The organism is Streptococcus phocae, from assembly GCF_001302265.1.
In the GTDB taxonomy this organism is placed as follows: Bacteria; Bacillota; Bacilli; order Lactobacillales; family Streptococcaceae; genus Streptococcus; species Streptococcus phocae.
Window position 1 is genome coordinate 82,750 of sequence record NZ_LHQM01000010.1, and the last position, 21,760, is coordinate 104,509.

17 protein-coding genes, 1 tRNA gene and 1 pseudogene are annotated in these 21,760 nt (G+C 39.8%); 15 read left to right on the plus strand and 4 right to left on the minus strand.

Annotated elements, in window-relative coordinates:
• Window positions 1–8 precede the first annotated feature (8 nt).
• Window positions 9–959, minus strand: a complete 951-nt coding sequence (locus tag AKK44_RS03105) for a DHH family phosphoesterase (RefSeq protein WP_054278474.1) — start codon at window positions 957–959, stop codon at window positions 9–11.
• Window positions 960–1,240: 281 nt separating this feature from the next.
• Here AKK44_RS03105 and add point away from each other — a divergent pair, with 281 nt between their 5' ends.
• The 6 genes from add to AKK44_RS03135 all read left to right on the plus strand — a co-directional run bounded on the left by add (window position 1,241) and on the right by AKK44_RS03135 (window position 5,252).
• The gene (add, locus tag AKK44_RS03110) at window positions 1,241–2,266 is read left to right on the plus strand and encodes an adenosine deaminase (protein WP_054278475.1); all 1,026 of its coding nucleotides are present in this window, start codon (window positions 1,241–1,243) and stop codon (window positions 2,264–2,266) included.
• A 59-nt stretch (window positions 2,267–2,325) separates the two neighbouring features.
• Window positions 2,326–2,769, plus strand: a complete 444-nt coding sequence (locus AKK44_RS03115) for a flavodoxin (RefSeq protein ID WP_054278476.1) — start codon at window positions 2,326–2,328, stop codon at window positions 2,767–2,769.
• A gap of 131 nt (window positions 2,770–2,900) precedes the next feature.
• Window positions 2,901–3,185, plus strand: a complete 285-nt coding sequence (locus AKK44_RS03120; protein WP_037595104.1) for a chorismate mutase — start codon at window positions 2,901–2,903, stop codon at window positions 3,183–3,185.
• Complete coding sequence (locus AKK44_RS03125; RefSeq protein ID WP_054278477.1) at window positions 3,178–4,398, plus strand: voltage-gated chloride channel family protein; 1,221 nt, start codon at window positions 3,178–3,180, stop codon at window positions 4,396–4,398. The genes AKK44_RS03120 and AKK44_RS03125 overlap by 8 nt, the downstream gene beginning before the upstream one ends.
• Before the next feature lie 169 nt (window positions 4,399–4,567).
• Window positions 4,568–4,915 carry a 50S ribosomal protein L19 gene (gene rplS, locus AKK44_RS03130; RefSeq protein WP_037595100.1) on the plus strand — a complete coding sequence of 116 codons (348 nt, stop codon included), beginning with the start codon at window positions 4,568–4,570 and terminating at the stop codon, window positions 4,913–4,915.
• Between the two features lie 265 nt (window positions 4,916–5,180).
• Window positions 5,181–5,252 (plus strand) — tRNA-Arg (locus tag AKK44_RS03135).
• A gap of 458 nt (window positions 5,253–5,710) precedes the next feature.
• On the opposite strand, the gene AKK44_RS03140 is transcribed toward AKK44_RS03135, so the two are convergent.
• Window positions 5,711–6,040 (minus strand): hypothetical protein, encoded by a 330-nt coding sequence (locus tag AKK44_RS03140; protein WP_054278478.1) that lies wholly within the window; start codon window positions 6,038–6,040, stop codon window positions 5,711–5,713.
• A 420-nt stretch (window positions 6,041–6,460) separates the two neighbouring features.
• Here AKK44_RS03140 and AKK44_RS03145 point away from each other — a divergent pair, with 420 nt between their 5' ends.
• The 6 genes and pseudogenes from AKK44_RS03145 to AKK44_RS08630 all read left to right on the plus strand — a co-directional run bounded on the left by AKK44_RS03145 (window position 6,461) and on the right by AKK44_RS08630 (window position 16,632).
• Window positions 6,461–7,672 (plus strand): FtsW/RodA/SpoVE family cell cycle protein, encoded by a 1,212-nt coding sequence (locus AKK44_RS03145; RefSeq protein ID WP_054278479.1) that lies wholly within the window; start codon window positions 6,461–6,463, stop codon window positions 7,670–7,672.
• A 100-nt stretch (window positions 7,673–7,772) separates the two neighbouring features.
• Complete coding sequence (locus tag AKK44_RS03150) at window positions 7,773–8,333, plus strand: HAD-IA family hydrolase (RefSeq protein ID WP_054278480.1); 561 nt, start codon at window positions 7,773–7,775, stop codon at window positions 8,331–8,333.
• On the plus strand, window positions 8,334–10,286 hold the full coding sequence (gene gyrB, locus AKK44_RS03155) for a DNA topoisomerase (ATP-hydrolyzing) subunit B (protein WP_054278481.1): 1,953 nt from the start codon (window positions 8,334–8,336) through the stop codon (window positions 10,284–10,286). It begins immediately after the preceding gene.
• 152 nt (window positions 10,287–10,438) lie between these two features.
• Window positions 10,439–12,163, plus strand: a complete 1,725-nt coding sequence (ezrA, locus tag AKK44_RS03160) for a septation ring formation regulator EzrA (RefSeq protein WP_054278482.1) — start codon at window positions 10,439–10,441, stop codon at window positions 12,161–12,163.
• Between the two features lie 284 nt (window positions 12,164–12,447).
• A pseudogene (locus AKK44_RS09210) lies at window positions 12,448–13,679 on the plus strand (MFS transporter).
• Between the two features lie 379 nt (window positions 13,680–14,058).
• On the plus strand, window positions 14,059–16,632 hold the full coding sequence (locus tag AKK44_RS08630) for a GBS Bsp-like repeat-containing protein (RefSeq protein ID WP_082385531.1): 2,574 nt from the start codon (window positions 14,059–14,061) through the stop codon (window positions 16,630–16,632).
• Window positions 16,633–16,771: 139 nt separating this feature from the next.
• Here AKK44_RS08630 and AKK44_RS03180 read toward each other — a convergent pair whose 3' ends face one another.
• Window positions 16,772–17,047: a GIY-YIG nuclease family protein gene (locus AKK44_RS03180; protein ID WP_054278485.1), complete on the minus strand. Its 276-nt coding sequence runs from the start codon at window positions 17,045–17,047 to the stop codon at window positions 16,772–16,774.
• Entirely contained in the window at window positions 17,040–17,819 is a 780-nt protein-coding gene (locus tag AKK44_RS03185) for a tRNA1(Val) (adenine(37)-N6)-methyltransferase (RefSeq protein ID WP_054278486.1), read from the minus strand. Before AKK44_RS03185 ends, AKK44_RS03180 begins: the two co-directional genes overlap by 8 nt.
• A gap of 125 nt (window positions 17,820–17,944) precedes the next feature.
• Between AKK44_RS03185 and AKK44_RS03190 the strand changes: the two genes are divergently transcribed.
• The 3 genes from AKK44_RS03190 (at window position 17,945) to AKK44_RS03200 (ending at window position 21,679) form a co-directional block, all read left to right on the plus strand.
• Window positions 17,945–18,682, plus strand: a complete 738-nt coding sequence (locus AKK44_RS03190; RefSeq protein ID WP_054278487.1) for a lysophospholipid acyltransferase family protein — start codon at window positions 17,945–17,947, stop codon at window positions 18,680–18,682.
• Between the two features lie 98 nt (window positions 18,683–18,780).
• The gene (locus tag AKK44_RS03195) at window positions 18,781–19,455 is read left to right on the plus strand and encodes a helix-hairpin-helix domain-containing protein (RefSeq protein WP_054278488.1); all 675 of its coding nucleotides are present in this window, start codon (window positions 18,781–18,783) and stop codon (window positions 19,453–19,455) included.
• Window positions 19,436–21,679 carry a DNA internalization-related competence protein ComEC/Rec2 gene (locus AKK44_RS03200; protein ID WP_054278489.1) on the plus strand — a complete coding sequence of 748 codons (2,244 nt, stop codon included), beginning with the start codon at window positions 19,436–19,438 and terminating at the stop codon, window positions 21,677–21,679. Before AKK44_RS03195 ends, AKK44_RS03200 begins: the two co-directional genes overlap by 20 nt.
• Window positions 21,680–21,760: the final 81 nt, after the last annotated feature.

Consider the following 21,760-nt stretch of genomic DNA (forward strand, 5'->3'; position numbering starts at 1 on the left):
GGCGCAGGTTATTTGTCTGAAGGTACCTTAGTAAATAGGGCTTGGATTTCTTGGTAGATTTGGTCATTTTCTTCTGAGCTAGCAGAGTTTGCACCACTCGCTAAGGGGTGACCGCCGCCGCCGTGGGCTTTTGCGATGCCATTGACAATTTTTTCCTTGCTTCGCATACGCACACGGAAAGTGCCATCAGTTTGCTCAATAAAAATAACCCACGTTTCAACGCTATCAATTTTACCAGGTGTAGAAACAATAGCCGAACTTTCAGCCAGAGTAACGTCAAATGACTTGAGAACTTCCTGACTTAAAACGATACGAGCCGCACCATTATCATCAACTTCCAAGTGTTCCAGCACATAGCCTTGTAATTTAGCGATTTTGAATGGGAATGAGTCCATCTGCCTAGAAATAGCAGCAAAATCAAATTGGTAAGACCTCAACTGACTTGCGATAGCAAGTGTTTTACTGGTCGTAGAGGGGTAAAGAAAGCGACCCGTGTCACCGACAATACCAGCGTATAACAAGCTGGCAGCTTGGTCCGTAATGGTTAGTTTTTGGCTAAAGGCAAAATCAGCAATGATTTCACTAGCGCTAGAAGCAGTAGTGTCTACGTAATAAAGGCCACCATAGACATCCTCATTTGGATGGTGGTCTATTTTAATGAGGAAATCTCCTTGCAGATAACGCTCATCGTCAATTCTCGGACGATTGGCAGTATCGGTGATAATCACGAGCGCATGTTTGTAATCCTCGTCTGAGACGCTGTCCATAGTTCCCAGCCACGAAAGGCTAGGCTCATCAAAGCCAGTAATCAGAACCTTTTTTTGAGGGAAATTATGGCGAATAATCTCCTTTAGCCCGCCTTGGCTCCCCAGAGCATCTGGATCGGGATTTTGATGCCTGTGAATGATGATGGTGTCATAAGCTACTATTTTGTTTAAAATGTCTGTAAAAGTTGTCATGGTGCTCCTTTGCAAAAGTAACAATGCCTCCAGTTATCTGGTTTCGTGTAGTTATTTGACGACAGATAGCTGTCAGTGGTTTTTCTTCATTATAGCACAAAAAGGCATTTGTTTAGTGGATTGACTCTGCTCTTTTAGGAAGTTAGCACAACAAGTGATGGCTTGTATTAAGGTTTGGAAAACGAGTTGCACAAAGATTTATCAACTAGGCGTTTCAAATGGCTTGCTTTTTAATCGTTTTTTGGTATCATATTAAAAATATATTTACAAGGAGAATAAGCTTGGAAACACGACAACTCAAAGAAATTCCCAAGGCAGAGCTGCATTGCCATCTGGATGGCTCTTTATCTTTGGAGACAATCCGTCAGTTAGCTAAACTGGCTCATATTAATGTCCCACAAGATGATAGCGACTTAAAACCTTTGGTCACAGCACCAGCAAGCTGTGAGTCTTTGATAGACTACCTAAAGACGTTTGACTTTATTAGACCCTTGCTACAAACCTCAGAGGCTTTGAGGCTAGCAGCTTATGACGTGGTTAGACAAGCTGCCTTGGAAAATGTGATTTACATTGAAATACGCTTTGCTCCTGAGTTATCGATGGACAAAGGCTTATCTGCTGGGCAAGTCGTCGAAGCCGTACTAGATGGTATGGCTAGAGCTCAAGAAGACTTTGATATTGTGGCAAAAGCTATTGTCTGTGGTTTGCGCCAATCGCCTTTGGCGGTAAGCCAAGACATTTTTACCAATGTATTGGACTTTATTCCTAAAGGTTTGGTTGGCTTTGACTTTGCAGGAAATGAAAAAGACTTCCCGCCAGCTATTTTAGAAGAAGTTGTGACAACGACGACAGCATACGGACTTCCTTTTACCCTACATGCAGGTGAATGTGGTTGCCCCCAAAACATTTCAGATGCCATGAATCTGGGTGCGAAGCGCCTAGGGCACATGACGGCTATTACCAATCAACCTGAGTTGCTAAAAGAAATAATCTCTCAGCAGATAACAGCTGAATTGTGCCTAACAAGCAATCTCCAAACAAAGGCAGCAAAAACGATAGCAGATTTTCCTTATTTGCAACTCAAAGAAGCAGGAGCCAGGTTATCAATTAATACGGATAACCGTACCGTTTCAGACACAACACTGACCAAAGAATACACCTTATTTGCACAGTATTTCAATACCAGTATTGCTGATTTTTTAGCGCATAACCAAGATGCCATCAGAGGTTCTTTTGCGACAGCAACTGAAAAAGCTACCTTATTAGACCGTCTTGAAAAATCTTACGCCGCTTATGTAAGCAAGTAGTGCTTTTCTGAATAAAGTGTGATAAAATGAAAAGAGTTTAGTTATTTTGGGAGGACATTATGGCATTAGCAAAAATCGTCTATGCCAGCATGACAGGAAATACTGAGGAAATCGCTGATATTGTTGCCAAAAAATTGCAAGAATTAGGTCATGGCGTTGAAATTGACGAATGCACCACAGTTGATGCTTCAGAATTTGAGGATGCTGACATAGCAATAGTGGCAACTTATACATATGGTGATGGGGATTTGCCAGATGAGATTGTTGATTTTTACGAAGATTTACAAGATTTAGATTTGTCTGGCAAGGTCTATGGCGTTGTCGGATCGGGTGATACTTTTTATGACCATTTCTGCAAATCAGTTGATGATTTTGAAGACCAGTTTGCCCTAACAGGTGCAAGCAAAGGAGCAGACTCTGTAAAAGTTGATTTAGCTGCAGAAGATGAAGACATTGATAATTTAGAAGCCTTTGCAGAACAAATCTCTCAATCCTTAGCATGATAAGCTACGAGGCTAGCCTCAAGGCGATGATTAACACAAAATGCCGGGAATTGACCTGGCATTTTTTTATTTTATCAAAACAACCCGCAAACACTAAATAACTGCGTTAAGATATAGAAACAGGTAGGGCGATGACATTAACATTATTACGACAAGAGATTGATAAGATTGATCAGGAGTTGGTTCATTTGTTTGAAAAGCGATTAGCATTGGTCAATCAAGTTAGTGATCACAAGGTGCAGCACAACATGGCTGTTTTTGACCAGCAACGTGAAGGGGACATTTTAGAAAAAGTCTCGCAACTGGTTACGGACCCTTCGCTTGAGTCTGCTATTATAGAAACCTTTGAGGCGATTATGGCAATTTCCAGAAAACACCAGACATTGCGTCAAAACAAGGGTGATGCGCATGACTAAACCGATTGCACAGGTAGCAGATGTTCGTTTAAAAGATAACCTGATCTTGGCTGCTTTAGCCCTACCAATTGGTCTCGTGATAGGAGCGATAGACTATGTTTTTGGTCAGGGGCTACTAGAGATCTCTGCCTTTCGCCAACAACATTTGCTCTATCTTGTCCCATTTTTAGCCTTGGCTGGTTTAGTCATTGTTTATAGTTACCATCATTATGGCAAATCGGCAAAAAAAGGCATGGGACTGGTATTTGACGTTGGTCATGATAAGGCTGATGCCATTCCTTTGGTGCTGATTCCTTTGATTATCCTGTCAACCTGGCTCACGCATTTATTTGGGGGGAGTGCTGGTCGTGAAGGGGTCGCTGTGCAAATCGGCGCAGCGGTGTCTCACTATTGTCATCGACTGACAGCTATTAAAAATAAATCGCAAATCTTTTTAGTTATGGGAATGGCGGCAGGTTTTGCTGGCTTGTTTCAGACGCCTATGGCAGCGGTGGTGTTTGCATTAGAGGTTTTGTGTTTAGGTCAATTGAGCTATTCTGCCCTCATTCCAGCAGTGGTAGCCTCTTTTACAGCCTCTTGGACTTCTCACCAGTTAGGTTTGGAAAAATTTTCTGTCCCTCTGGTTGATGCCCTAGCAATGACCCCCACTTATTTTGTTCAGCTGATTTTGTTAGGCGTGGTCTTTGGCTTAGTTGGAAATGGCTTTGCCTATTTACTGGAAAAAGGAAAGCAAGTGGTCGCAAAACAATTGCCCAATCCTTATCACCGCGTCTTACTAGTGGGTGTGGTGTTGTCAGCTGTCTTATTACTCTTTCATTTTGGTCGGTACACGGGCTTGGGAACTAACCTGATTGCGGCAGCTTTTGACCATCAGCCGATTTACTCGTATGACTGGCTCTTGAAATGTTTGTTAACGGTAGTGACCTTATCAGCTGGTTTTCAAGGTGGAGAAGTGACTCCTCTCTTTTCAATAGGGGCTTCTTTGGGCGTGGTACTAGCACCACTAGTAGGTTTACCTGTTCCCTTGGTTGCGGCACTTGGCTACGTCACTGTGTTTGGGAGTGCTACCAATACCTTTTTAGCTCCGATTTTCATCGGGATAGAGGTGTTTGGCGTAGCAAATGCACCAGCTTATTTTATCGTCTCAGCCTTTGCTTACATGGTGAGTAGAAGGCATTCGATCTATAGCCAGCAAAGGTCTGTTAACCCTTGAGAGCATGGAGCTTTCGAGGGGCTTAGTAGTTAAGGAAGATTGGCAAAGAAAACTCTTTACAATGGCGTGAGATTTTGATATAATGTAATTTGTGTGTAATGGACATACATAAATTACGGCTAATCCGCTAAGACAAGCGCTTAAGATTAGTAAGATAGGAGAATATAAAATGAATCCATTAATCCAAAGTTTGACTGAAGGTCAACTTCGCTCTGACATCCCTAATTTCCGTCCTGGTGACACTGTTCGCGTTCATGCGAAAGTTGTCGAAGGAACTCGTGAACGTATCCAGATCTTTGAAGGTGTAGTTATTGCACGTAAAGGTCAAGGGATTTCAGAAATGTATACAGTTCGTAAAATTTCTGGCGGTATCGGTGTAGAACGTACTTTCCCTATCCACACTCCACGTGTTGATAAGATCGAAGTCGTTCGTTACGGTAAAGTTCGTCGTGCTAAACTTTACTACTTGCGTGCATTGCAAGGTAAAGCAGCTCGTATCAAAGAAATTCGTCGTTAATCAGCAAAAAGCTTTAGCAAGTCTGCCCATCTTTTCAAGATGGCGACGGAGATACTTTTTGAAAACGAATTTCGATAGTTTGAGCAATTGCCTCAAGCTAAAAAAGGCAGAATCTTCCACGTGAAGGCTCTGCCTTTTTTTGATTGTCGCAATAATTGTAGGTGAGTTTTCTTAGCACTATCCTGCAAAATAAGGATGAAAATATGAGTTTAGTCTTGCAATCACTGTTTTTCTGGGTTACAATAGTTAGGTGGTTTAGGAGCAAGACCCCTTAGTTCAATGGATATAACAACTCCCTCCTAAGGAGTAGTTGCTGGTTCGATTCCGGCAGGGGTCATATTATCAAACAAAAAAGCCTTTAAGCTAAAGGCTTTTTTTGACGCTCAAATTCATCTGAGGGGCATAAAAGGGGTACAGCTTGTTAGTGCAACAAAGGCTACAGGACACAGAGGTAGCAAACATGTGAATAAAAAGCGTATGAGAGAGTGTTCTCAGCATTTGCTCTCTATCGATCAGGGTACTGAAACCTCATCTTTTTGCTTATATGGCTATTTTTCTAAAAAACCTGTGATGTCTTTCTTTAGTATCGATAGCAATCAATCTAAGGGGGAAATTATATACTTAATTCATAGTCTATTTGTAGATATTTTCCTAGTATACATAGCACTGGTTATACTACTATTGATTTATATAGCATTAAAACGATTAACCGATGCATTTTATAAAGGGATTTCAGACAATTAGTTTCGCAAATAGAAAAAATGCACTCAGAGTAATTTCTGAGTGCATTTTTTATTACCGCTTGATGTCTTTTTTATGGGCAAACCATTTGAGATACCTGTAGTCATTATCTAAAATGATAAAGTTGCCATCCACGATGTATTTGGCTTTTTCCTGGTCGACGGCTTGGTCAATGTCGTCGAGAGACACTTCAAAGCCGACGCACTCGCCAGGAGAGTCCTTGCCGCGTTGTTGTTTATCTTTGTTTTCTAAGGCTTCGACGATTTTGGCGATTGTTTCGGCATCGAGGGATGCTTTAGTGATGTCTATTGGAACGGTTGCCTCAACCGTATAAAAATCGTACCCACTGTCAAATTTTCCTTCAAAAGTGACGTCTTTCATCATTTGTGTGACCTCGTTTTCTTTCTGGACTGATATGTGTAGCGCTTTAAGTTTCCTTTGCTATCTACTCGAATTATAGTATAGGTGCCATATAAAAATCAATACTTTTTAGCTTTTTTCCGAGTAAATAGATGTGAAAACAGCTTGTGTTAATAGGTGATGCGCTAGCGATTGGTCATGTCTCTAGTTGGAGTGGTTAGGGAGGAGACTTGTTAACAGGTCTCTTTTTTAATGGCAAGAATTGTGCTATAATTGATTAGAAATAAAGCAAAGAAAATAGCATCATTTGCTTAACATAAGAGGGGTCATAGGAGATGACGGCACAAAAGACCATCTGAATGGTTCTTTTTTCGTTTGAGGGTGTAGCGCCCCTTGTAACAGTGTATATGGGCTTTGTTCTTCTTATTAAGAAAGGAAGTAATCGTGTTATCAAAAAAACGGTCTATTGATCACAGGATTGACTATGCCATTGTTTTTCCTGTGTTTTGTTTGTTGGTTTATGGGCTTTTAGCATTGTATGTCGCCATTAGTCACGATTTTCCTCATAAATTAATCGGGATAATGACGCAGCAAGTCATTTGGATTGGGGTTGGATTGATCATTAGTTTTGTCGTGATGTTTTTTAGCACGGCACTCTTGTGGAAATTGACACCTCTTTTTTACCTGTTAGGGATGCTCTTGATGATTCTTCCTTTGATTTTTTTCAGTCCACAGTTGGTGGCTGCGACTGGATCGAAAAACTGGATCACCATAGGCTCAGTCACGCTTTTTCAGCCATCAGAGTTTATGAAAATTTCCTATATCTTAGCCATGGCGCGACTAACCGTTTGGTTTAACAGCAAGGAAAAAAGGTCCCAGTTCAAAGACGATTGGAAATTATTAGGACTGTACTTGGTGGTCACCTTGCCTGTCTTGGCACTGCTGGGCTTGCAAAAAGATTTAGGGACCGCCATGGTTTTCTTAGCCATCCTAGGAGGAATGATTCTCCTATCGGGGATTTCTTGGTGGTTGATTTTGCCTGTTGGCGGGATATTGGTTACTAGTATACTCGTTTTTCTTTTGGTCTTTTCATTTCCAGCAGGTAAGGATGCCTTGATTGCTATTGGCATGGACACCTACCAACTAAATAGAATTTCTGCCTGGCTAACGCCTTTTGATTTTTCAGAAACCATAGCCTATCAACAGACCCAGAGCATGATTTCCATTGGTAGTGGCGGGGTTTTTGGCAAAGGGTTTGGCGTGTTAGCACTGTCGGTTCCTGTCAGAGAAAGTGATATGATTTTCACGGTAATTGCTGAAAATTTCGGTTTTATCGGAAGTTCCGTCTTGCTCAGTCTTTATTTGCTGTTGATTTATCGCATGCTCAAGGTCACCTTTGAGTCCAATAACCTGTTTTACACCTATGTTTCAACTGGGTTTATTATGATGCTTTTATTCCATGTGTTTGAAAACATCGGAGCAGCACTAGGAATACTGCCATTGACAGGGATACCCTTACCTTTTATTTCGCAAGGGGGCTCCTCGTTAATCTCCAATTTGATTGGTGTTGGCTTAGTGTTATCAATGAATTATCAGCGTGTGCTAGCACGAGACAAACAAAGTCAACAAGAACTTAGCAGGCGTTTACGCTATTAGATAAAAAAGGGAGTGATTACTGGTTTAGCTCAGAGTCGCTGCCCTTTTATTTTGCTCAAATAACTGTAAAAACAAGTGAAAATATGTTATAATTAAGGCTATGAATTATCACGATTATATATGGGATTTAGGAGGAACGTTACTTGATAATTACGAGCTTTCGACCCAAGCCTTTCAGGAAACCTTAGCTGCTTTTAATCTCTCTGGAGATGCCGTGGCTATACATGAGACACTCAAAGAGTCGACAGAAGCAGCCATTAACAAGTTTGCTCCGCAGGAGAAAGAGTTTTTAAAGGTCTACAAAGCTAACGAAGCTAAAAAACTCACCCATCCGATTTGGTGTAGCGGAGCTGAGGCGATTTTAAAAAAGGTGGTGGCATCAGGAGGGCGCAACTTTTTAGTCACGCATCGTGATGACCATGTCCATGACCTATTAGCCCAAGCAGGTTTGTCCATATATTTTGAGGATATTATCACCTCCTCAAATGGTTTTGCTAGAAAACCTAACCCTGAAAGTTTACTTTATTTGAAAGAAACATATAACATTAGTAATGCCTTAGTTATCGGTGACCGGGATATCGATAGCCAAGCAGGACAAGCAGCGGGTTTTGACACCCTGCTTGTCGATGGCAGAAAATCCCTATTGGAGATAGTGAATTAAATGATGGAAGAAAACAAACAATTACAAAACAAGGCTCAAGAATATGATGCGAGTCAAATACAGGTCCTTGAAGGGCTAGAAGCCGTTCGTATGCGCCCTGGGATGTATATCGGTTCCACAGCCAAAGAAGGTTTGCATCATTTGGTTTGGGAGATTGTTGACAACTCAATTGATGAAGCTTTAGCAGGATTTGCCAGCCATATCGAGGTCGTTATCGAGGCAGACAACTCGATTACAGTTATTGATGATGGTCGCGGGATTCCTGTTGACATTCAAGCAAAAACAGGGCGCCCAGCTGTTGAGACAGTGTTTACGGTCTTGCATGCCGGAGGTAAATTTGGTGGTGGCGGCTACAAGGTTTCTGGAGGACTACATGGGGTAGGCTCTTCAGTTGTTAATGCCCTCTCAAAACAACTTGATGTCCGTGTTTATAAAAATGGTCACATTTATTATCAAGAGTTTAAACAAGGGGCTGTTATCAATGATCTAAGCATTATTGGAACAACTGATCTGAGTGGAACCGCAGTGCACTTTACACCAGACCCAGAGATCTTTACCGAAACGACTGAGTTTGATTATAATGTGTTGTCAAAACGCATCCAGGAATTGGCCTTTTTGAACCGTGGACTAAAAATTTCTATCAAAGATAGTCGTCCTGGATCAGAACAAGAAGAGCATTTCCACTATGAGGGTGGCATTGGGTCATATGTTGGATTTTTAAATGATAAGAAAGACGTTATTTTTGAGACCCCAATCTATACTGACGGAGAACTGGATGGCATCACTGTTGAAGTAGCTATGCAGTATACCACAGGCTACCATGAACTAGTGATTAGTTTTGCGAACAACATTCATACTCATGAGGGGGGCACGCATGAGCAAGGTTTTAGAACAGCGCTCACACGTGTTATCAATGATTATGCCAAGAAAAATAAAATCCTCAAAGAAAATGAAGATAATTTAACAGGTGAAGATGTGCGTGAAGGGCTGACAGCAGTCATCTCTGTCAAGCATCCTAATCCGCAGTTTGAAGGACAAACCAAGACAAAATTAGGAAATTCTGAGGTTGTCAAGATTACGAACCGTCTCTTTAGCGACGCCTTCCAACGCTTTTTACTGGAAAATCCACAAGTGGCACGTCGCATTGTGGAAAAAGGTATTTTAGCGTCTAAAGCTAGAGTTGCTGCTAAACGTGCCCGTGAAGTGACACGTAAAAAATCAGGGCTTGAGATTTCAAACTTGCCAGGAAAACTAGCTGACTGTTCTTCGAATGATGCGCGTCAAAATGAATTATTTATTGTCGAGGGAGATTCTGCGGGAGGTTCGGCTAAGTCAGGACGTAACCGTGAGTTCCAAGCCATTTTACCTATTCGTGGTAAAATTTTAAATGTTGAAAAAGCAACCATGGATAGAATTCTAGCTAACGAAGAAATTCGCAGCTTGTTCACAGCCATGGGGACAGGCTTTGGGGCAGAGTTTGACGTGTCAAAAGCACGTTACCAAAAATTAGTTATTATGACAGATGCCGATGTTGATGGGGCTCACATTAGAACCTTATTACTGACCCTTATTTACCGCTTCATGAGACCTGTCTTAGAGGCTGGCTATGTCTACATCGCTCAGCCACCTATTTATGGTGTCAAGGTCGGCAGTGAAATCAAACAATACATTCAACCAGGTGTTGATCAGGAAACCGAATTAAAACTAGCTCTTGAAAAGTACAGTGTCGGTCGCTCAAAACCAACCGTTCAACGGTATAAAGGGTTAGGGGAGATGGATGATCACCAACTCTGGGAAACAACCATGGATCCTGAAAATCGCCTAATGGCAAGAGTTACAGTAGATGATGCCGCAGATGCTGACAGGGTCTTTGATATGCTGATGGGAGACCGTGTCGAACCTAGACGAGAATTTATCGAAGAAAATGCTGTCTACAGCACACTTGACATTTGACCAAATATTTTTTTGAAAAGCACTTCAAAGTATGTTATAATCGTAACGTTACAGTGTGTTTTTGATAAAATTTTAATAAAAAGGCGATTCTTGCTACTGTTCCGAGAGAACCAGCATGTGATAAATCGCATCTAACTAATAAGGAGATTAAGATGTCAAGCGGAATTATCTTGCTGATTGTGGCCATAGTCCTACTAGTGATTATCGCCTATCTAGTAGGTGTCATTATACGTAAACGTAATGACTCGTTAATTACCAATTTAGAAGAAAGAAAACAAGCGTTATTTAGCTTGCCTGTAAATGAAGAAATAGAAGCAGTTAAATCCCTTCATTTAATTGGACAAAGTCAAACCTCATTTCGTGAGTGGAATCAAAAATGGGTTGACCTCACCTTAAATTCTTTTGCAGATATTGAAAATCATATCTTTGAAGCTGAAAATCTCAACGATACCTTTAATTTTATTCGAACCAAGCATGAAATTAACAATGTCGAAAGCCAATTAAACCTGGTTGAAGAAGATATTGCTGCTATCCGCGAAGCCCTTAGTGTGCTCAAAGAGCAAGAAGAAAAAAATAGTGCGCGTGTCACGCATGCTCTTGATTTATACGAACAGCTACAAGCTTCTATCGAGGAAAATGAAGATAATTTTGGCTCAACAATGGCCGAGATTAATAAGCAAATGAAAAACATTGAGGCTGAGTTTTCACAGTTTGTGGCACTCAACTCGTCAGGAGATCCTGTTGAGGCCTCAGGCATTCTGGATAAGGCTGAGGAGCACACCATTGCACTTGGTCAGATTACAGAGCAAATTCCAGCCATCGTTGCAAAATTGGAAGACGATTTTCCAGATCAGTTAGATGATTTGGAGACAGGATATCGACGTTTACTAGAAGAAAATTATCATTTTCCTGAAAAGAATATTGAAGCACGTTTTCAAGAAATCAGAGAATCTATTCGAGCGAATTCTTCTGAATTGGTGACGCTTGATTTAGACCGAGCACGAGACGAAAACACGCACATTCAAGAGCACATTAATTCATTATATGAATTGTTTGAGCGTGAAATCGCAGCTTACCAAGAAGCTTCAAAAAATAGTAAGATTCTCCCGAATTATTTGCTTCATGTTCAACGGAATAATGAGCAGCTGAAAAGTGAAATTTCGAGATTGTCTCACAAATATATTTTGAGTGAAAACGAAGCCTTAAATATCAAAGCATTTGATAAAGACATTACGGAAATCAACGATACTGTTTTGGCGATAGCCGAGAACTTCACTGAACAAGACAAGCCATTTTCAGAATTAGAAGCCATTTTCGAACGTAGTCTGAAAACCTTGTCGTCTGTAGAAAATGGACAAATCGAAGTTTTTGAAGCAGTGAAAGATATTGAAAAAATCGAAACTCATGCACGTCAGAACTTAGACCTTTATGTCACTCAATTGCATATGATTAAGCGCTATATGGAAAAACGCAATTTACCAGGCATTCCTCAGGAATTTCTGACAGCCTTTTTCACAACAAGCTCGCAATTAGAGGCCTTGATGGACGAGCTCAGCAAAGGTAGAATTAATATTGAAGCCGTATCACGTTTGTCTGAAATCGCTACAAATGCGATTGTCAATCTAGAAGAATTGACTTACCAAGTGGTTCAAAATGCAACTTTGACAGAGCAGTTATTGCAGTATTCAAACCGTTACCGTTCTTTTGAAGCGGGCGTGCAAAATAGTTTCGAACACGCACTAAGACTCTTTGAAGTGGATCACGACTACCAAGCGTCATTTGATGAAATCTCATATGCCCTCGAAACTGTTGAGCCAGGCGTTACCGATCGTTTTGTTAACTCATATGAGAAAACACGCGAACATATTCGCTTTTAAACAGGTTAAAGCAATAGTCAATTCAAAAGAGAATAATAAAAAAGGTCATTAGAGCAGATGTATCTAATGACCTTTTTGTAGGTAATTGTCTAATGAACTCCTATGGGGATAGGAGTAGCTAAATATTTTCAGATTATAATCATTAGCTAGCAACACCATCTAGTTAAGAAATCATTCTTTATAGAGGGAGAAGGAATAACAACATGACGAAACAGCAAATCATATCATATGGTTTATTGGGATTTTCCAAAGATTTATTAATGTCTTTTTCTGGAGGATTGCTGATGCTTTACTTCACAGATGGTGTTGAACTGTCACCTGTTTTAGTTGGTGGGATATTATTTTTTGGGCGACTGCTAGATGCTCTGTATGATATTGTTGTGGCTTATTTGATAGATTATTTTTCCATCAGTCATAAGAAATGCTATCTCAGTGGTGTTCTGAGTTCTATTATTATCTTTTTGTGCCTTTTTTCATTGGGCAGTTATCAGCACCTTTCTTTTTTGATACCCCTTATTTGTATTTTTTATTTTTTACTCGGGATTAGTTACACGTTAATGGATGTGAGCTATTGGTCAATGTTATCCAGGCTGTCAAAAACGGACCATTCGGAGACGATTTTATCAACGGTTGCCACTTGCTTTTCTAGCGGAGCTGCATTATTAGGTTTTAGCACAGCCTTGCCTCTGCTACACCTATTAGGGGGAAATCATTTAATAGATGGATTTTTTAAATTATCCCTTTTGTTATCTTCTTTGATTGTTGTGATTTTACTGTTATCTTATCCTTCTTTACCAGATGTGCGCGCAGATGAGGTCTCTCGAAAGGAAGAGGATAGCCTAGTCAGTATGGTAGCTTGCTACCAAACCGTTTTTAGAAGCAAAGCATTTTTGAAATATATTGTCTATTTTTCTTTTTTCAATTGTCTTTTGAATGGATGAATTCTTTTAATATTTATTATTTTAAATACAGTATCAATCAAGAGTTCTTTTTTTCACTTTATGCTTTTACAATTATGGCACAATTAGCAGCAGCCAGTTTATACCCCAAATGTAATCGCTATCTTAGTGCATCGCATTTGTTTTTGTTATCATCTGTGTTAAGTACTATAGGCATGCTAATGCTGTTTATTTTCGGACGTATAGCCCCTAACAATGCCCTGCTGATGTTTTTAGCGGCTTCAATGAAACAGATGGGATCAGGCTTATTTATGGTATCAGCTACTGTTGATTTAGCACGCTCAATCCATTTAAGTCAACTCGAAACAGGAGTGTATACTCCTGCCATACTGACGTCCGTCAAACTACTAGTGGCTAAGTTTACAATGGCTTTAGCAGGTTTAGGGGTAGGAATGTGCTTATCTTTTTCCGGCTATATTAGCAATACCATTCAAACTGACGACACGTCATTACGAATCGGCCTTTATGCCTTGATTTTACCGGTTTTTATGATTTTACTAAGTTGTTATTTTTACGTAGGATTTAAACGGTATTTATCGCTAAAGCATCAACCATAAATGGTAAAAATTTCTCATAGATTTAGACAAAAAAGCAGTTAGGCTACTAATGAGAATTAAAACACTTCAAAAGTTAGAAAAACTAACTTTTGAAGTGTTTTTTGATAGAAACAGCATAAGCATCGTAGCTGTCCTTTGTTTTTGAAATCTTTATGAAATAATCAATAAGTGATAGGGCAGGCAAGATCAGTTTAACAATTGTTAGGAATGGTCAAGCATTTTTGCCTCATTTTTCTATAATTCTTAAAATGGATTGACAATATCATCTTTTTTTTTTTTTTACACTATTAGAAGTGACAGAATAGTTAATGGATTGCTATTGCCGTAAAAGTTCTAAAATCCATCTAGTTAGACTTTTTAATGTGGAGAGAGGAAATGTATGAAAAGTAAGACGTGGAGACATTATCTAATAGCACCTGTTGTTATTAGTGCTTTTTTGTTGGGGGGACAAGTTCAAGCTAATGAGGTTAATGAACCAGTTCAGACTGGGGAGAATGTATCATCTCAAATGAAGCAATCAAATGAGGTAGTTGCTGAGCAAAAAGAAACTGCAGATTTATCCCAGTCATCTGAGCAGACTACCTTAAAAACTGATGAGAATTTGGAGACATCTATCACATCAGAACATTCAGAAAATCAACTAGCTAAAACATCTCAAGAACATCAAAAATCTATTCCATCTACACAAGATGACAATAACTCTAGTATTGAAACAGTTCAGGATGAAACAATTCAAGATGAAGCAGTTTCATTTAAGTCTAAAAGTAACAATGACGATTTAGCGGTAGAACCACAGGCTGTTAGTGTACAAGAACCAAAGCTTAAAGCAGAAGATGTAGAAGCGATTTATCGCCTCTACAATCCTAATTCAGGAGAACATCACTATACTTCAAGCAGGGGTGAAAATAATCACCTGATTAGTGTTGGTTGGAAAGCAGAAGGAATAGGTTGGTATGCTCCTAAACAGGGTGAAGCTGTTCATCGCCTTTATAATCCTAACAATGGTGATCACCACTACACCAAATCTAAGTATGAGAGTGATTTTTTAAATAATATTGGTTGGCGTTACGAAGGAATAGGATGGTACTCTGGAGGCAAAAAAGCCGTTTACCGTCTCTACAATCCTAATAATAAAGGTGCCGGAAGCCATCACTACACACATTCTATAGATGAAAATAATCATTTAGATAATATCGGTTGGAATGCAGAAGGAATAGGATGGTATAGTATTGATGAGGCAAATCTGGATTCTAGCTTAGTTAAGGCTAAGCATACTGTTAAGGCGACTGCAACACCTACTGGTTTGGAATTATCGGTATCTTCAAATACTGTAACCGATTATAGTAAAATACAATTTGCTGTATGGTCATCTGGCAGTAATAAAAGTGATTTAAAATGGTACCGTTCAAATGTTGATGGTTCAATCAAAGTATCATATTTGAATCATGATGGATTTGGCAGATATAACATTGAAGCCTATCTTGATCATTCAAATAAAAAACAATACCTAAGCTCAACCACCGTTGAAGTAGCATCTCAGAAAATCAATACGAAGTTGACTAAAATTGACTCGGCCACTTATTCAGTAGTAGTAGATAATGTTCCCGCTGCTATTAGTGGTGTGGTTGTTCCTGTGTGGTCAGCCCATAATGATAAAGATGATATAAAGTGGTATGAAGCAGAAAAACTAGCTAACGGTTCGTACAAAGCAGTTATTTCGCTAGCTAATCATAACCTTGATGAAGGCCTCTACAATGTTCATGTTTATGGAAAAGGATTTGCTAAGTTAGTTGGTCTTGGTGTAACCGAAGGATTTGTTGCGACTTCTGTGCCAAACCAAACTGGTAAAGTCGTCATTTCTGATGTTAACAAATCAAACTATACCTTCACCACTACCATTTCTGAAGTCGGTCATAAAGCAGGAGTTCAAACTGTTGAGGTTGCTGTATGGTCGGACTCTAATGGCCGAGATGATTTAGAATGGTATCAAGCTTTCAAACAAAATGATGGCACCTATAAAGCTACTATTCATCTAGCAACACACGAATATGTCAATGGCACTTATCAGGTTCATGTGCATTATGGTCTCAAAAATAAACAAAAATCAGCACTTGCTGCTTTGACAACTAATATTACAACACCTGCTCCAAGAGAATACATTAAAAAAGAGTTAGAGTCTATCCGCGCTCAATTCCAGCATTTATTTGGAAGTGTACCGGGAAGTAAATCGTTGGTAGTGATGCCGACAGATGGAACAGAATTACTATCTATTAATGATAATGTTCAACGTTCAGCATCAACAATCAAACTGTTTATTATGGCTGCAGCATTTGCTAAAGCTGAAAGAGGAGAATTAAATCTACAGCAAGCTTACACGGTCAAACCTAGTGATTTAGTAGCAGCTTCAACAGTTCTTACAGGAACTGCGGGACGCACATTTACTTTAGACGATATTACTCGAATGATGGTTCAGTATAGCGATAATACGGCAACGAATATCATGATTTCTGCTGTAGGTGGAACGAGTGCTGTTAATAATGAAATTCGTCGACTAGGCTACACCAAAACAACATTAAATCGTTATATGAGAATCCAATCTCAAATTGATGCAGGTTTGGAAAATTATATTTCAGCTGTTGAAGCTACAGATCTTCTAAAAAATATCTATAATTCGGCTACAACGATTAATCCAAACTCTGATAGAAGCATGTTAGCAAAATTGAGTAACAATTATTATAAACTATGGTTCCCTGCTGGCATTCAATCAATGGCACAAACATGGGATAAACCAGGAAATGATCCAGCCTTTGGCGTTGAAAACGATATTGCGATCATTAAACGTCATAATCGCGCTTACGCTATCGGTCTTTTGACACAAGCTAAAGGTGGTAATGGTCTTAGTCATACCAATCGTTTTGCTCAACTTGGTCAGTTTATTGCTAATAAACTATGAGTCTTTGAATAACTTTAGCAGTTAGGAAAACATAATTCTAACCTAATCCTAAACACCCCCACGACATAGGTCGTGGGGGTGTTTAGTTTAACTGCATAAAGTCTACTCAAATGGATAGCATAGATTATCTTTATCTTGTTTAGTGCAACGTGTCTTTTCCTTGGTGCTCGGCGATATAAGCTAATTTTTGTGATCTTGTTTTTCGTTTTTTAAAGAGTGCTTCTGCACTCATGGCAGCTTGCTTGCTGTCAAACTGTTCATAATAAAGTAGTTTGACGGGCCGTCGGCATCGCGTGTATTTGGCACCTTTTCCCTTGTTATGAGTGTCAAGTCGCTTTTCCAAGTCAGTGGTGTAGCCAGTGTATAAGGTTTTATCGGAGCACTCTAGGACATACATGTAGGCGTGCTTAGTCATTGCTAGCTCCAGGAATATTGGTGCCTTGCTTTCCAAAATAAATCTCGAAAATGTTATCGGTGTACTCACCGTTTTCTTTGTGCACAACTAATGGTGGCATGATGTGGAGTCCTTCAATTGAACCATCTTTAATGGCTTCAATCAATAGCATATTAGCTTCTTTACTTTGTTTAGGGTAAACAAACTGAATGCGCTTTGGAGCTAAACCGTGCAACCTGAGCACATCTAGTATTTCCAAGAAACGATCAGGGCGGTGCACCATAGCTAAGCGTCCGTTAGATTTTAAAGCATGCTTGGCAACCTGGCAAATATCGTCAAGATTGGTGGTTATTTCATGACGGGCGAGTAGGTAATGCTCGGAAAGATTTTTTTTGGAGGTTTTGCTACTTTTAAAATAAGGAGGATTGCAGAGCATTAAATCGACCCCAGAGCGTGGCACATGCGCCAAAAGATTTTTGAGGTCATCGCAAATCATACTCACCTGCTCTTCAAGGCCATTTAATTGAATGGAACGCTCTGCCATATCTGCTAAACGGGGTTGTAATTCAATTTCCACGATTGGAGCCTTGGTTTTGGTACTTACAAACAAACCGACAGCGCCATTTCCTGAGCACAAGTCAACAATTAACCCTTTGGAGGGAATTTTTGGGAAGCGAGACAGTAATACACTGTCGATAGAGTAGCTAAAAACATCTTTGTTTTGAATAATTTGAACGTCACTGGAGAAGAGTTGATCAATGCGTTCGCCATCTTTTAAGACTGTATTTTTCATATCGCTATTATAACAAAAATAATGATATTCTGATAGGCATGGCGGCTGGTGGAACTTCCTTTTTCTTTAATAATGCCCTGTTTCATGGTACAATAAGTAGGATTATAATCGAAAAGGAGACTCATGTGTTTTACGCTTATTTGCGAGGTTTAGTTGTCTTTTTGTTATGGGTTGTGAATGGAAATGCTCATTACCATAATGAAGACAAGATTTTAGATAAAGACGAAAATTACATTTTAGTAGCACCACATAGAACCTTTTGGGACCCTGTTTATATGGCTTTTGCAGCGCGTCCTAAGCAGTTTATTTTTATGGCTAAAAAAGAATTATTCACCAATCGTCTATTTGCTTGGTGGATTAAAATGTGCGGCGCTTTTGCTATTGACCGCCAAAATCCTAGTCCAGAAGCCATCCGATACCCAGTCAACATGTTAAAAAAAAACAATCGATCATTGGTGTTGTTTCCAAGTGGTAGTCGTCATTCCAATGATGTCAAAGGTGGGGTAGCAGTTATTGCTAAAATGGCTAAGGTGAGAATCATGCCGGCAGCTTATGCAGGTCCGATGACCCTAAAAGGACTATTGGCAGGAGAGAGGATAGACATGAACTTTGGTGATGCGATCGATGTTTCAGACATTAAACGCATGAATGAAGAAGGCATCGAAGAGGTTGCTCGTCGCATACAAGAAGCTTTTAGTCAATTAGACAAAGAAAATGCGGTTTTTCAGCCAGGTCGAAAGCGTTCTGTACTTAGCTATAGTTATCGCCTTCCTTTGGGATTATTATTACTGGTTATTTTACTGATGACCATGATATTTTCATACCTAGCTAGTTTTGTTTGGGATCCTGACAAACATCGCTAAAAATAGTTAGCGTTAAACACATCGAAAGATGTGTTTTTTTTGTATGTTTGCCTCATATTTGACACGAAACAGCGAATAATAAAGTGAGGTGAGAAGATATGATAGAAGATGTTTTAGTCAAAGTCAGGCAGCTGTTAAAAGAGTATTACTCAACGTCGCATCTGGTAACAGGAATGTTAATAGTTGGTATTTTTGTAGTGTTTGGTGTTTTTTTAGTAGGGCGTCCCAAATCCCAAAAACCAGCTAATAGCCTTTCTCAGATGCCTCAAAGCTTACAAGTGAGCAGGCAAGAGCCAAAAGAAAGCTCTTCTCAAGAAGCAGTAGCATACGAAAAAATCATGATAGACATCAAAGGCGAGGTTCATAACGAAGGCGTCTATCAGCTCAGTAAAGGAAGTCGATTGGTTGATGCTATTGAAATGGCAGGTGGACTGACAGAACAGGCTGATAAGAAAGCCATTAATTTCGCTGAAAAGTTAGCTGATGAAGCAGTGGTTTATGTCGCAAAAATTGGTGAAAATATTTCGGTCATCAAAGCACCTGGCGCGGATACTGATAGAGGTCAGCCATCAGATACTCAAAAAATTAATATCAATAAAGCCAGTTTGACGGACTTGCAAACAATTTCAGGAATTGGAGCCAAACGGGCTCAAGACATCATTGATCTTCGGGATAGTTTGGGTGGCTTTCAATCAATAGAAGAGTTGCGCAAGGTATCAGGCATTGGAGAAAAGACACTGGAAAAACTTAAAAATGATATTAGCATTGATTAAACGTTTTCCTGTTGCTCCCATTCAATTGGCTTTTTTAGTAACTGTTTTGTATTATCAACTGCAGTGCCCAAGTTTAGAAGTCAACTGTTTAGCGCTTGGGTTGATGCTATTATTGGTGAGGCATTTTCCTAAAAAACAAGTAGCTGTCACTTTGCTAGTTTTAGGGGGATTTGCCTTATTATTTACTTATCAAAGGCAGCAGATGATAGCGCATGGCAACAAATCTGTGGACAAGCTAACACGTGTGGCGATCATCCCAGATTCTATTGCGATTAACGGAGATCAACTGTCAGCGATTGGGCGTTGCGATGGTCAGCAATACCAATTATTTTACAAGATGCGGTCTAAAGAGGAGGTAACCTTTTTTAAAAGGCAAAGCCAGTGGGTGACTGTGTATGGGGATATCCTTTTAGAAAATCCTGTAGGCCTTCGCAATTTTAAGGGATTTAACTATAAATCCTATCTTAACTATCAACATATTTATCGCATCGGTCAACTCAAACAAATAACGGCACTAACGCCATCTCGACCAGAGTCACTAGCTGATTATTTGTCGTACTACCGCAGATGTGCTATTGTTTGGTCCCAGCAGGCATTTCCAAAGCCGATGAGCCACTACATGACAGGCCTCTTATTTGGTTATTTGGATAAATCTTTTGGAGAAATGACAGAGCTGTACAGTCAGCTTGGCATCATTCATTTGTTTGCTTTATCAGGGATGCAGGTTAGCTTTTTTCTGACCTATTATCGACGGGCATTGATGCTGTTGCAATTTCCGCTAGAGACCATTAAACTTCTAGAAATCCCTTTTTCGATTATTTATTCAGGTATGACAGGAAATAGTGTTTCGGTCATTAGAAGTCTCTTGCAGGCCTTGTTAAGAAATGTTGGTTTGAAAGGGTTGGATAATTTTGCGGTAACTTTTTTGCTGATGTTTGTTTTATCGCCACATTTTTTGATGACCATTGGCGGGGTGCTGTCTTTTGCGTATTCGTTTGTTTTGGCAGTGATTGAATTTGAAGAGTTGTCAGAGACTAGGCAACGCTTGGCAAAATCACTTGCTATTTCAGTGGGCATTTTGCCATTTTTACTATTTTATTTCGCTACTTTTAATCCAATTTCAATAGTCTTGACAGCTTTGCTTTCTTATCTATTCGATTTGGCTATTCTTCCAGTCTTAACGGTCCTATTTATCGTATCACCCGTAGCAATTATTACGTTGTGCAATCCTCTTTTTGTATTGTTAGAGCACACCATTTCCTTTGTAGGGCGTTATTTTGGGAGTCCATTGGTATTTGGTAGCCCTAGTTTGTTACAGTTGATGATTTGTTTAGTGTGTTTGGCAGTTTGTTACGATTATCGTCAGCATAAGCGGGTATTGTCAGTAGTGAGTGTCTTATTTATAGTCTGTCTGTTGTCGATTAAGTTTCCTATGATTAATGAAGTGACCATGATTGATATTGGTCAAGGAGATAGCATTTTGATTAGAGATTGGCGGACGAAAACGATTTTAATTGATGTTGGTGGTACACCAATGATGCCAGTTAAAGAACGTTGGCAACAAAAACATCGCACCAACAATGCTCAAAAGACCTTAATTCCTTACTTGAGAAGTAGAGGGATTAGTAGAATTGATCAGTTGGTATTGACCCATACTGATACGGACCATGTCGGAGATATGGAAAAAGTGGTTCAGGCATTTAAAGTCAAGGAAATTTTGGTGAGTCAAGGAAGCCTAAGTCAGCAACAATTTGTAAAACGGCTTAGAGCATTGCCAGTAAAAGTGTCCACATTGCAGGCAGGAGATGTTTTGCCGATTATGGGCAGTCAGCTACAGGTTCTATACCCTTGGGCGATTGGAGATGGGAAAAACAATGACTCTTTGGTCCTTTATGGACAGCTATTAAACCGTACTTTTTTATTCACAGGAGACCTAGAAGCACCAGGAGAGGCGGAATTAGTGGCACGCTATCCAGACCTTTCTGTTGATGTCTTAAAAGCAGGGCACCATGGCTCAAAAGGTTCTACTAGTCCGACATTGCTAGACCATATTAGACCCCAAATAGGTCTAATTTCAGCAGGTAGACGCAATCGGTACCAGCACCCTCACCAAGAAACCCTGCAGCGGTTTGAAGAAAGGAATATTGACTATTACAGCACAGACACTCAAGGGGCTATTCGTCTAACAGGCTGGAGGCGATGGCATCTTGAAACGTGTCAGTGATAAACGACCTGTTTTTTGTGCGGTGAGGTGTTCTCCCTTATTTTGGTTGGCATTTGGCACCCTATTTTTTAAATAAGGTGT